This is a genomic window from Klebsiella sp. GB_Kp047 (assembly GCF_040065235.1).
Taxonomy (GTDB): Bacteria; Pseudomonadota; Gammaproteobacteria; order Enterobacterales; family Enterobacteriaceae; genus Klebsiella; species Klebsiella quasipneumoniae.
Map to the genome: position 1 here is coordinate 157,510 of NZ_JBEAJG010000041.1, position 12,321 is coordinate 169,830.

General features: G+C 61.2%; 11 protein-coding genes and 1 riboswitch. Of the genes, 3 read left to right on the plus strand and 8 right to left on the minus strand.

Annotation, left to right across the window (positions count from 1 at the left end):
- Positions 1–60 precede the first annotated feature (60 nt).
- From ABLV76_RS21305 to ABLV76_RS21335, 7 genes are all read right to left on the minus strand, one after another.
- Positions 61–954 (minus strand): LysR substrate-binding domain-containing protein, encoded by an 894-nt coding sequence (locus ABLV76_RS21305; RefSeq protein WP_270037058.1) that lies wholly within the window; start codon positions 952–954, stop codon positions 61–63.
- A gap of 210 nt (positions 955–1,164) precedes the next feature.
- The gene (locus ABLV76_RS21310; protein WP_074194072.1) at positions 1,165–2,646 is read right to left on the minus strand and encodes an aspartate aminotransferase family protein; all 1,482 of its coding nucleotides are present in this window, start codon (positions 2,644–2,646) and stop codon (positions 1,165–1,167) included.
- Between the two features lie 9 nt (positions 2,647–2,655).
- Complete coding sequence (locus ABLV76_RS21315; RefSeq protein WP_004202575.1) at positions 2,656–4,041, minus strand: diaminobutyrate--2-oxoglutarate transaminase; 1,386 nt, start codon at positions 4,039–4,041, stop codon at positions 2,656–2,658.
- Positions 4,042–4,347: 306 nt separating this feature from the next.
- The gene (locus tag ABLV76_RS21320) at positions 4,348–5,283 is read right to left on the minus strand and encodes an ABC transporter substrate-binding protein (protein ID WP_043519613.1); all 936 of its coding nucleotides are present in this window, start codon (positions 5,281–5,283) and stop codon (positions 4,348–4,350) included.
- Between the two features lie 24 nt (positions 5,284–5,307).
- Positions 5,308–6,048: an ABC transporter permease gene (locus ABLV76_RS21325; protein WP_153668812.1), complete on the minus strand. Its 741-nt coding sequence runs from the start codon at positions 6,046–6,048 to the stop codon at positions 5,308–5,310.
- Complete coding sequence (locus ABLV76_RS21330; RefSeq protein WP_004202571.1) at positions 6,045–6,773, minus strand: ABC transporter ATP-binding protein; 729 nt, start codon at positions 6,771–6,773, stop codon at positions 6,045–6,047. The genes ABLV76_RS21325 and ABLV76_RS21330 overlap by 4 nt, the downstream gene beginning before the upstream one ends.
- A complete protein-coding gene (locus tag ABLV76_RS21335; protein ID WP_106939058.1) occupies positions 6,770–7,465 on the minus strand; it encodes a TenA family protein in 696 nt (231 codons plus the stop codon). The genes ABLV76_RS21330 and ABLV76_RS21335 overlap by 4 nt, the downstream gene beginning before the upstream one ends.
- Before the next feature lie 68 nt (positions 7,466–7,533).
- Positions 7,534–7,635, minus strand: a riboswitch (TPP riboswitch).
- A 220-nt stretch (positions 7,636–7,855) separates the two neighbouring features.
- Between ABLV76_RS21335 and ABLV76_RS21340 the strand changes: the two genes are divergently transcribed.
- From ABLV76_RS21340 to ABLV76_RS21350, 3 genes are all read left to right on the plus strand, one after another.
- Entirely contained in the window at positions 7,856–8,977 is a 1,122-nt protein-coding gene (locus ABLV76_RS21340; RefSeq protein WP_263077825.1) for an outer membrane protein assembly factor, read from the plus strand.
- 18 nt (positions 8,978–8,995) lie between these two features.
- Positions 8,996–9,940, plus strand: coding sequence for a hypothetical protein (locus tag ABLV76_RS21345; RefSeq protein ID WP_348878458.1), 945 nt, complete (start codon positions 8,996–8,998; stop codon positions 9,938–9,940).
- A gap of 65 nt (positions 9,941–10,005) precedes the next feature.
- Entirely contained in the window at positions 10,006–11,112 is a 1,107-nt protein-coding gene (locus tag ABLV76_RS21350; protein WP_004202562.1) for a DUF4056 domain-containing protein, read from the plus strand.
- 36 nt (positions 11,113–11,148) lie between these two features.
- Here ABLV76_RS21350 and ABLV76_RS21355 read toward each other — a convergent pair whose 3' ends face one another.
- Positions 11,149–12,321 (minus strand): Gfo/Idh/MocA family oxidoreductase, encoded by a 1,173-nt coding sequence (locus ABLV76_RS21355; protein ID WP_043519608.1) that lies wholly within the window; start codon positions 12,319–12,321, stop codon positions 11,149–11,151.

Sequence of the window (12,321 nt, forward strand, 5' to 3'; positions counted from 1 at the left end):
CCGAACGGTTCCCTCTCCCTCCGGGAGAGGGCTAGGGTGAGGGAAATTTACGTGACACTGTCACCTTTCAACCCACTCCTGCAGGGCCTCGGTCATCAGTTCGCCGAGCAGCGCGACCGCGGCGGAATGGGGTTCCTGACGCGGGGTTTGTTGCAGACTGACGGCCAGACTGCCAGGGGATGGCAGCAGTCCGCCGGCGGGGCGCAGATTGCCGGGCATGCCGATGCGGGTGCGAACCGTCAGCCCCAGGCCAGCCTGCACCGCCGCCCAGATGCCGCTCAGGCTGTGGCTGACGAACACCACCTGCCAGGGGATCCCAGCGGCATCGAGACAGGCAATGGCGCGGGAACGCATCAGGCACGGGCTGTCGAACATCACCAGCGGCAGCGGCTCGCCGGACGCCAGCAGCGCGCGAACGTCAAAGTCAGGATGCGCAATCCACGCCAGCGAACAGCGGCCCAGCCCCGGACCCTGATCTTCGGTTTGCCACAGCAGCGCCAGATCCAGCGTCTCCTCCGCCAGCGCCTGGCGCAGCGGGCCATTGCGATCCACCCTCGCGACTATCCGCACCTGCGGATGGTGGCGGGTAAACTGCCCAAGGATCCCCGGCATCAGCGATTCGCCAAAATCTTCCTGCATGCCAAGGTGAATTTCGCCGGTGAGCCGCTCGCCCTGCAGCGCGCGCAGGGTTTCATCATTGAGCGCCAGCAGCCGTCTGGCGTAGCTCATTAACTTTTCGCCTTCCGCAGTCAGCGCCAGGTGCCGCCCCTGCTTAACCACCAGCGCGGCGCCGCACTGGCCCTCCAGCTTTTTAAGCTGGGCGCTGACGGCGGAGGTGGAGCGCGCCAGACGCTGCGCCGCCAGGGCGAAGCTGCCGCACTCCATGCCGGTCACAAAGCTGCGCAGGGCGTCGAGATCGAGGCCGGGTAAGCGTTTCTCCATTATCATCCTTATTACCGGGACGTTAGATTCTGGCGATTGCCATTATCGGGACCATACTGTGGCATCGCGGCGGGCAGGCGTCAACGGACCTACGGCGAGAAGCGTAGAAGCGCGTCGGTAGCGCAGGCAGGAATAAAAAAAGCCGATAAGAGAACTTATCGGCTTAGTACTGGCTGGGCTGGCCGCTGAGCGGGGCGACAGGTGCCGCCTCGCTCAGGCAGATTATTGCGCCAGCAGCTCCTGTGCGGTGCGTTCCACCAGGTTAAGCAGAACCTTCACATCATCCAGCGTCACCACCGGGTTCAGCAGGGTCAGCTTCAGGCAGGTAACGCCGTTGTGCTCGGTCACGCCGACGTTAGCGCGGCCGGAAGCCAGCAGGGCGTCGCCGACGCGCTGGTTGAGCAGGGCGATTGCCGCCGCGTCGCTCTGCGCCATCTGCGCCGGACGGGAACGGAACAGCACGCTCGCCAGCTGCGGCTGCATCACCAGCTCCAGCGTCGGCTGAGACTTCACGTACTCCGCGACGTTTTTCGCCATGGTGACGCCGTGATCGATGATCGCCGCATACTGCTTCTGGCCCAGCGCTTCGAGGCCCATCCACAGCTTCAGCGCATCGAAGCGTCGGGTGGTCTGCAGCGATTTGGACACCAGGTTCGGCACGCCGTGTTCTTCATCGAACTCGGAGTTGAGATAGGCCGCCTGATAACGCATCAGCTCGTAATGGCGGGCATCCTTCAGCAGGAACGCGCCGCAGCTGATGGTCTGGAAGAACTGCTTGTGGAAGTCCAGGGTAACGGAATCCACCAGCTCCAGACCGTCAAGATAGTCGCGATACTGCTCAGACAGCAGCAGCGCGCCGCCCCATGCTGCGTCAACGTGCAGCCAGATCTGATGCTCCGCGGCGATACCGGCGATGTCGCGCAGCGGGTCGATAGCCCCCGCGTCGGTGGTCCCGGCGGTGGCAACGATCGCCATGATCTGCTCGCCGTTAGCCTGCGCTTGCGCAATCTTCGCCTGCAGATCGGCCACGTCCATCCGCGCGAATTCGTCGGTTTTCACCAGCGTGACCGAGCGGTAGCCGAGCCCCATCAGCGCCATGTTCTTCTGCACCGAGAAGTGGGCGTTTTCGGAGCACAGTACTTTGTACTTGCGGATATCCCCCGGCAGCCCATCCTGCTGGATGGAGTGTCCCTGACGGGCGAAGAAGGCGTCGCGCGCCAACATCAGGCCCATCAGGTTGCTCTGGGTGCCGCCGCTGGTGAAGACGCCGGCGTCGCCTGCCGGATAGCCGACCCGGGCGCGCAGCCACTCGATCAGCTTCATCTCAATGATGGTCGCCGACGGGCTCTGGTCCCAGGAGTCCATGCTCTGGTTGGTGGCGTTGATCAACACTTCCGCCGCCTGGCTAATCACCAGGCTCGGGCAGTGCAGGTGCGCCACGCACTGTGGGTGATGCACCGACAGGCTGTCTTTCAGGAAGTACTCGATTGCACGGTCAATCGCCGCCTGGTTACCCAAACCCTGTTCGTTAAACTCAAGGGAGATACGCTCACGCAGTTCGTCAACGCTTTTCCCCTGATACATCTCAGGTTGCTTCAGCCACTGCACAACGGCCTGACTGGTCTGCTCGATAACCTGCTGATAGGCCTCAACGCTCTGCGCCGAACCAGCAAGAATCGGATTCAATGTGGACATGGTGGTCACTTACTCCACTCAGACCGGTTTTACGCCGGCGGCCAGCAGGGCCTGTTCGAATTTGTCGAGGAACACATCCAGTTCCGCGTTGCTGATCAGCAGGGACGGCAGCAGACGCAGCACGCAGCCGTGACGGCCACCGCGCTCCAGAATCAGGCCCGCTTCGAAGCATTTCTTCTGCAGCAGGGCAGAGAGTTCGCCGTCAGCCGGGTAGCAACCCATGTGATCCTGCGCTTCGTTCGGCTTGACGATTTCGATACCGATCATCAGACCGAGACCGCGTACGTGGCCAATGACCGGGTAGCGCTTCTGCAGCTCGGCCAGTTTGCCTTTCAGCCACTCGCCCTGGGCAGCGACTTTGTCGGCAATCTTGTTGTCGCGCAGGTGACGCAGGGTAGTCAGGCCGGTAGCCATCGCCAGCTGGTTGCCGCGGAAGGTGCCGGTGTGGTGACCCGGTTCCCAGGCGTCGAACTGTTTTTTGATGCCCAGCACCGCGAGCGGCAGACCGCCGCCAACCGCTTTCGACATCACGATGATGTCCGGCTGAATACCGGCGTGTTCGAAGGCGAAGAATTTACCGGTACGGGCAAAGCCAGCCTGCACTTCATCGACGATCAGCAGAATGCCGTGCTCTTCGGTCACTTTGCGGATGCGCTGCAGCCACTCGACCGGCGCCGGGTTCACGCCGCCTTCGCCCTGAACGGCTTCGAGGATAACCGCCGCCGGTTTACGGACGCCGCTCTCCACGTCGTTGATCAGGTTTTCGAAGTAGTAGGTTAGCGCTTTGACGCCGGCTTCGCCGCCGATGCCCAGCGGGCAGCGGTACAGGTGCGGGTAAGGCATAAACTGGACTTCCGGCATCATGCCGTTGACCGCCGCTTTCGGCGACAGGTTGCCGGTGACCGACAGTGCGCCGTGGGTCATCCCGTGATAGCCGCCGGAGAAGCTGATCACCGCGGAACGGCCGGTGTATTTTTTCGCCAGCTTCAGCGCCGCTTCCACGGCGTCAGCCCCGGAAGGACCGGTGAACTGCAGGCAATACTCTTTCCCTTCGCCCGGCAGGCAAGAGAGCAGGTATTCGGAGAAACGATCTTTTAACGGGGTAGTCAGATCGAGAGTATGTAACGGCAAGCCGCTGGTAATGACACTTTGGATGCTCTGCAATACATCAGGGTGGTTGTGGCCCAGAGCGAGAGTACCGGCGCCGGCGAGGCAGTCCAGGTACTGTTTGTTATCCGCATCCGTCAGCCACACGCCTTCAGCTTTAGTGATAGCCAGCGGTAACTTACGCGGGTAACTCCTGACATTCGATTCAAATTCGGCCTGACGGGCCAAAAAGGTTTCGTTGTTTGCGTCTAATAAATCAGCACGTAAAGTATCAATACGGACTTTATCCGTCATCATATCACTCCCACAACCAGCATTGCGGTTGAACGCTGGTTGAATAATTGGTGTAAGGAATTGAATTGGCATTCATAAAGCGCGCACAATATATGGCTTTTTAAATCCGCATTCAACGTTTTATTGATTGCGTTATTTTGACGCTATTCTTACCGGGGTAAAAATTAACATAACTTGCTGAATTATAATAAAACAACCCAAGGTAACGATAACCCTTTAAAGTGTAATTATTAGTGAGAAAGTCTCTATATTTTTATTGCCGCTGCGTTAAAGCGCTGACGGAAAGCCTTCCGTCAGCGATAGCAAGAGTCAATGCAGCTCAACCGCATAATTTGTTAAAGGTGTAACTTTTTTCACCAACTTATTGTTATATAAAAACTGTTCGTAAGTGTCATAGCGCGCTTTATCCAGCGCCGCCGGATCGGTGGCGAACAGCGGCACGGTTTGCAGCCACGCCTGATGGTTAAGCTCGGTCTTCAGCTCCGGGTGGGCGGCGGCGAACGCCTCCCAGCTCTCCTGCGGATGGGCGCGCAGGTAGCTGACCCCGGCCTGCAGGGCGGTGAGGAATTTACGGATTTTCGCCTCATGAATCGCGTCGCGGTGGGCGACAATCACCAGCTCGTCATAGGCCGGCACGCCGTAATCTTCGACGTTCATCACTACCGGCGTTTTGCCCTGCAGCTTCAGCTCCTGCGCTTCTATATTACGGTAGCCGCCGATGACCGCGTCCACCTGGCCTGCCAGCAGAGCGCTGGTCAGCTGAAAATTGACGTTGACCAGCTTGATACTGGCCGGATCGATCCCCGAATGCTGCGCCATGGTCGCCAGGGTGGCCTGCTCAATGCCGCTGACCGAGTAACCCACCTTCCTGCCTTGCAGATCCGCCGGGGTTTTGATCTGCTTATCGAGGGCGATCACCGTATTCAGCGGCGAGTTGATCAGGGTGCCCACGCGCACCAGCGGTAATCCTTCGTCAGCGAAGAAGTGCACCTGCGGCTGGTAGGTGATGGCCAGGTCTGCCTGACGGGCGGCCACCATACGGGGCGGCAGCGCCGGATCCGACGGAGGGACAATCTTGACGTCCAGACCCTGGGCCTTAAAGGCGCCGATCTGCTCGGCCACCATAATCGGCGCATGGTCGGGGTTAATATACCAGTCCAGCACCAGGGTGAGCGGTTCATTGGCCAGCGCGTGACCGCTGAGCAGCGCCGTCAGGGTTGCCCCGGCGAAAAGCGACGTTTTCATCTGTTTTCCTTTATTACTTCATGATTATTCCGGCGACCAGTCGATCAGCCGGTGCAGCAGGGTGTCTACCGCCAGCCACAGGAAGAGGGTCAGCAGCACTAAAATAAACAGCGCGGCGAAGCAGATATCGGTTTGCAGCCGCGCGTTGGCATTGAGCATGACGTAGCCCAGTCCCTCGGCGGAGCCGACCCATTCGCCGATAATGGCGCCGATGGGGGCCACCGCCGCCGCCATGCGCAGGCCCGAGCCCAGCGCCGGCAGGGCGGCCATCAGGCGGACATGCTGTAGCTGAGCGCCAAAGGAGGCGTTCATGCTGCGCGCCAGATCGAGATAGTCGTGGTTGACCCGTCGCAAGCCGTCAAAGAAGGCGGAAGTGACGGGAAAGAAAATCACCAGCACCGCCATCGCCACTTTGGCGCTCATGCCAAACCCCAGCCACAGCACCAGCAGCGGGGCGAGGGCAAAGACCGGGATCGCCTGGCTGGTGAGCACCAGCGGCATCAGCCAGCGCTGCAGGCGCGGGGAGAGGATCATGCCCAGCGCCAGCGTGACGCCGAGCGCCACCCCCAGCGCCAGGCCGCTGAGGATCTCGCTGAGGGTAATCAGCGTGTGCCAGCCTAGATAGGCGCGATTGACCCACAGCGCCTCGGCGACCGCCGCCGGGGAGGGTAAAAGAAAGCGCGGAATGCCGCTGCGGCTGGCCAGCCCCCAGAGAAGCATCAGTCCGCAGAACACCATGGCGCCGCGCCAGAGACGTTCGCTCATGAGTGGGCCCTCATCAACTGCTGCAGCAGCGCCGCCTGGGCGTTCAACAGCTCGGGCGCGTCCGGCGCGCGCGGAGGCGCGCCGGTGAGGTGATGGCTGTCGTCGATCTCCCCGTCGGTGGCCGAGAGGACCAGCAGACGGTGGCTCAGCCGGCAGGCTTCCAGCGGATCGTGGGTGATCAGCACCACCGTCCGCCCCGCCAGCAGAGTGGCCGCGAGGGTCTGAATGCGCGTGCGGGTGAGGGTGTCCAGCGCCGAGAAAGGCTCATCCATGAGCACGATGGGCCGGTCCTCATACAGGGTGCGGGCCAGCGCGGCGCGCTGACGCATCCCGCCGGAGAGCGTCGCCGGCCGGGCGTCGGCGCAGGAGGCGAGCTCCACCTGTTCCAGCAGGGTGGCGACCCGGGCGTGATCCACTTTCTCACCGCGCAGCCGCGCGCCGAGGGCGACGTTCTCCCGAACGCTCAGCCAGGGGTAAAGCAGATCTTTCTGCCCCATCCACGCCAGGCGGCCGGGTATCGGCTTGCCGTCGCTGGCGACCACTTCCCCGCAGGTGGCGGGGGCCAGGCCGGCCATGACCCGCAGCAGGCTGGTTTTTCCGGCCCCGCTGGCGCCGAGCAGCGACACCCACTGGCCGCCGGGGACCGTCAGCGACAGATTGTCGAACAGGCGGCGGTCGCCGAAATGGAGGCTCAGATTGCGGACCTCGATACCTGGCGCCGTCACGCTCGGGACTCCGCCGCGGCGTTGAGCCCCATCTGCCAGAACTGCGCCTCAAGGCGGGTGGCGGTGGTGAAGATGTCGCTCAGTTCAGTGATACGGGTCTCGCTTCCACGCTGTTGCCACACGGTCTCCAGCAGCGCCAGCGCGGCGCTGACGCCCTGCAGATAGCCTTCATCGCCGTAGTTGCGGATCCACGAGGCGTAAGGATTGTCGTCCAGTCGGGTGGTGGGGTGATGCAGCAGGCCCAGACCGATTTCGGCGTAACCCGCTACGCAGGGCATCAGAGCGACCAGCAGATCCAGCGCGTCGCCTGCATGGCCGATATCCAGCACGTAGCGGGTATAGTTGATGGTTTCCGGCGCTTCAGGCTGGGCGGCCATCTCCGGTTCGCTAATGCCCCACTGGGCGCAGTAGCCGACGTGCAGCGGCACTTCGTTAAGAATGGCGTTCATGGAGGCGGCCGCGGCGCGCATCTCCGGCAGCGTGCGCAGTTTACTCACCAGCAGCGCGTAGCTGCGGGCGAAATGGATCAGAAACAGATAATCCTGGGTGAGATAGCGACGAAATGCGCTTTCAGCAAGGGTGCCTTCGGCGAGCTGCCGGACGAAAGGGTGCGCCACATAGTGCTGCCAGTCAGCGGCGGCCAGCTGGCGTAAACGGCCATAAAGACCTTGGCTAAACGCGGGAACAATCACAGGACCTCCAGTTGTGCAGGGGAGATCCGGGCGTGCAGGGGTGTGAACAGGCAATGGCGGTAATGCTGGCAAAATTGCCGACCCGTCCCTTCGCTGGCATGACCCAGATCAGGTTCAAAGGGTTCGGCTTGCGCCATCTCAGCCCTCACGGGACACCCCTCGGTAGCGCTATGTTATACGACATTCACCTTATGAATACAATCATCGCGCCGTCCGGCGGAGCGAAGGCGGCTTTCTGTGACGGCCAGCTCTTTTTTGTCCAAAAATACCCAAAAAACAGGCCACTGCGCGTTGGTGAGGGTTCTCCGGTTACGTTATATTTTCCTTATTCCGTTGTAATAATCCTGTTCGCCACGCGTGTCGTGCGCGCCCCAACGCCCTGGAGTGAGCATGAAATTCCCGCTGTCCACGCTGGCGCTTCTGTTCCTGTTGTGCCCGCCTGGCGATGCCGCCGATCTCTTCGATGCGGAAGATGGCATGCTCGACATGAGTCAGTATCTGGCGGAAAACCGTTACGGTTTTCTGCCGGTGCCGCTGGCGATAACCGAGCCGGCCATCGGCTATGGTGGCGGACTGTTTGGCCTGTTTTTACACGGCAAAGGTAGCCGGGAGGGCGGGCAGTTTATTCCTCCGCCGCTCACCGCTTTTGGCGGGGCCGCCACGCAGAATGGCACCTGGTTTATTGGCGGCGGTCATCGTCACACCTGGCAGCATGATCGCATTCGTTACCTGGCGGGCGCCGGCTACGCTAACGTCAATCTGGATATCTATTCCGGCGACACCGGCGGCTTCAGCCATGCTAAACCGGTGCAGACGCAGACCAAAGGCGTCGCCGCGCTGCAAAAGCTGCTGTTTCGCCTGGGCGACACGCCGGTGTTCCTCGGGGCCTCCCAGGTGTATGCCCGGGCGGATGTCTCTACCGATAATCCACGGCTCAACCGGGTGTGGCAGCAGGTGTTCGGGCAAAACAGCACCTCTTCGGCGCTGGGGGTGGTGGCGGAATATGACACTACCGATAATATTTTCTATCCTCAGAGTGGGTTAGCGCTGAAGGGTGAATATCGGTTTTTCCGTTCGCTGCTCGGGGGCGATTATCACTACAACACTTTTTCGCTGGACGGAAAGGTGTTTATTCCGCTCAGCCAGACGCTGACCCTGGCGGTCGCGGGCAATTATCAGTCCTTAACCCACCATGATAAGCATCTGATGCCGATGGCGCGTCCTTATATCGCGTTGCGCGGGATTTCGCGCTACCGCTATCAGGGCGACTACGTGGCCACGGCGCAAACCCAGCTGGCCTGGGCGGTTACTCCGCGCTGGATCCTGCAGGGATTCGTTGGCGCCGGGAGCGCCGCTGACGCGGCGGATACGCTATGGGAAGAGTCAGAGGTGGCATGGGGGGCCGGTTTTCGATACCTGATCGCGCGACAGTACGGTTTACGTACCGGGATTGACGTGGCGTTCAGCGAGCATGAACAGGCGGTCTATTTCAATGTCGGTTCGGGTTTATAACTACACATGAGAACAAAAATGAGATCATCCGGCGCGGTGTTAACGCTGCTGTTAGCGGCCTGGGGCACGTCGGCTGCGGAGCCGGACGAGAGCGACAGCTATTTTCCGATCTGGGGCGAGGAGGCTCGCGCCAGGGGATATTCCATTCCGTTACCTTACGGCGTCAACCTGAGCTATATGAATATCCGACAGGATATCATGGTCGACAGTATTACCTTTTCCGGGCTTAAGCTCGGCAACCATCCCATTCCCAGCGATATGTTCGCCATCGATGCCGGGCACACCCGCGAGAAGAGCAAAACCGAAAACCTGCGCCTTGATATGTGGGTCTTTCCGTTCCTCAACGTATACGGACTGGTGGGGCATACCCGCGGGTCGTCCGTCTCCCAGGTCTCAGTGGATTCAGATCCGTCGCAGTTTCGCGGTCTGGACCGGGTCATCGCCGGCGCGGTTCATCAGCTTTATCAAAGCGGAAAACTGCAGAATATTGATTTTACGCTTGATTTTGAAGGCACCACCTGGGGGACCGGCTTTACGCTCGCCGGCGGCTACGGCAACTGGTTTGGGTTGGTGGATACTAACTACACCCGCACCGACTTCGATATCCTCGACGGCAGCATTTCGGCGGTCACCGTCTCGCCGCGCGTCGGCTACCGCTTCAGTTTTCAGGGGATCGACGGGCCGTCCCATCTCAGCCTGTGGGTCGGCAGCATGTATCAGGACGTGCAGCAGGAGTTTAAGGGCGATCTCGCCGACCTGCACATGCCGCCAGAGCTGCAGCCCCTAATTGCCGCGGTCAATAAAGACGGCGAGGGCAAATTCGACGTTAAGCAAAAGCTGACCTCGCCGTGGAATATGCTGATTGGCGCCCAGTATGAAGTCACCAAAAACTTTAACGTGCTGACTGAATTCGGTTTTAACGACCGCAATAGCTTCTTTGTCTCCGGTGAATACCGCTTTTAACTAAACCTGCAGGCGCCGTCTGCCGGTAAGATGCGCGTTCTTTTGTTGCTGTGGAGAGGCTGTTGATGCGTAAAGCCTTATGGCTGTTATTCGCGCTGGCGCTGCCGGCGCTGGCGCAGGACCCGGTATTGCCCGCGGTGACGGCGATCCATCCGGTGCCCACCCTGGGCGAGCTGTCGCCGCCGGAATCGCTGCGGCCATGCTGCGCCTTTGGTTACGACCTGCACGTGCGGGCGGTGGGCATCCCCATCCCGGTGTACCAGATTGGTAACGTGCTGACTCTGGATTCTCTGGGCAAGCACCATTACAACGACAGCGCGCTCGGGGCGGTGAAAAATCTGCTGGGACTGAGCGAGGAGCAAAACGGGCTTATTTATACCCGTCGCGGCGGGTTTATCGATATTGCCCATGTGCGCGACACGGCGGATTACACCTTTTATCTGTTCAATCGCATTTCGCCGACGCTGGGCCAGGCGGGGCGCATATTCTACAGCGAAGAGCTGGGGGTGCGCCGCGTTCAGCTCAATGCCTTTACGCCGCCGCCGGGCGTCAGGCAGCGCTATCAGCTGGCGGCCTGGCTCGCCGGGCATCTGGCCTTCGAAATCGCCCAGTGGCATGAGATCGCCCAGTGGTATGGCTTCCAGTCGGTGCCGGGGTTTTCTGAGGAGATCTCCGCGTTTTCGCCGGAAGATCTCTATTCCAATTTACTGGGCGCCAGGCTGGCGATTAACGTCATCCTTAGCGGCCATGGCGGGTCAGTGGAAGCGTATAATCAGGCCATGGAGGCGGCGCTGAAAAAGGCGCTGACCCGGCTGATGGTGGCCACGCGAGGGGAGACGGAAGCGATGTTCCAGCGGATCGATGGCGACTGGTGGAACAGTCGCCGACGGGTGCCGGATAAGTTTCTGGTGCTGAAGCGTAATTACGACCTGCAGGAAAACCGGCTGCCGACGCCGGTCCCTTTCGAAACCATGCCGCCATATCGCCTGACCATGCCGTCGCAGGTGGCGGGATTCCGCTTGCGCGACCTCGGCGAGCTGCAGATCTACCCGGGGCACGATATGCAGGCTCTGCCGGCGCCCGAGCAATACTATGGCGCTGCAGCGTTTCAGGGGCTGGCCGATCGCGCCCGCGAGGCCGATAAAACCCAGCTGGCGCGCATTGAAAAGTAGCGTGGAAGGCTCAGGGCGAGGCCCTGAGCCGGCGAGTTAGCGGAAGTCGACCCAGCAGGCGCCGTTGTCGGCCGAGCGCACGCAGTTTTCCACCCAGCGGACGCCGAACGCCCCGGCGCGGGCGTCCGGATACCAGAAGTCGGCCAGCAGCGCTTCGTCGCGCCGGTCCGCAGCGTCCATAGCAATGGCGAAGCGGCGATAGAGATTCGACCAGGCCTCGAACAGCCCCTCCGGGTGACCACCGCCGATGCGATCATCCTGACGCGCCAGCGGATCAAGATAATCCATGCCGCGCTCCAGAATGCGCGCTGGTTCGCCCTGCACCTCGTAACGCAGCTGGTTGGGCTGTTCATCCCACCATTCGAGACTGGCCTTTTCTCCCACGATGCGCACCTTTTGCCCGTGCATGGAGCCGCAGTTAACGGCGGAGCTCCACAGCGAGCCGATGGCGCCGTTGTCATACTCCATCAGCACCTGCGCGTTATCCTCCAGCGGCGCGCGGCTTTTGACGAAGCTTTGTCTGGCGCACATCAGCCGGGCGATCTTCAGCTGCGGGGCCATGGTTTCGACCAGAAACAGCGGGTGGGTGGCTAAATCCCCCAGCACATAGCTGGGGCCGACGAAGCGGGGATCGACCCGCCAGCGGGTACTGGCGTTTTCCTGCTCCACCGGCTGGGCGTGGAAGCCATGAGCAAACTGCATATTGACGATACGGATGTCGCCCAGCAGTCCGTCGGCGATCATCTGCCGGGCCTGGAGGATAAGCTGATGACCGGCATAGCCGTAGGTCACGCCGATGATTTTGTGCTGCCGCTGGCTGAGGGCCACCAGGTCGTCCGCCTCTTCGCTGCTGAAGCACAGCGGCTTTTCGCACACCACGTGCAGCCCGGCCTCCAGCGCCGCCCGGCAGATGGCATAATGGGTGTTATTCGGCGTGGCAATCGACACGGCCTGAATACCGTCCGGGCGGGCAGCCTCGCCGCGAAACAGACTCTGGTAGTCGGCGTAACAGCGATCGGGATCCACCCCCAGCTGTTGGCCGAACTGGCGCCCGCGTTCGGCATCAATATCAAAGGCGCCTGCCAGCAGCGCAAAGGTGTTATCGCGCAGGGCGGCAGAGCGGTGAATATAGCCGATCTGGCTGCCGCCGCCGCCGCCGACCATGCCCCAGCGCAGGGTGCGATCGAGAGGTCTTAAACCGTTAATCAT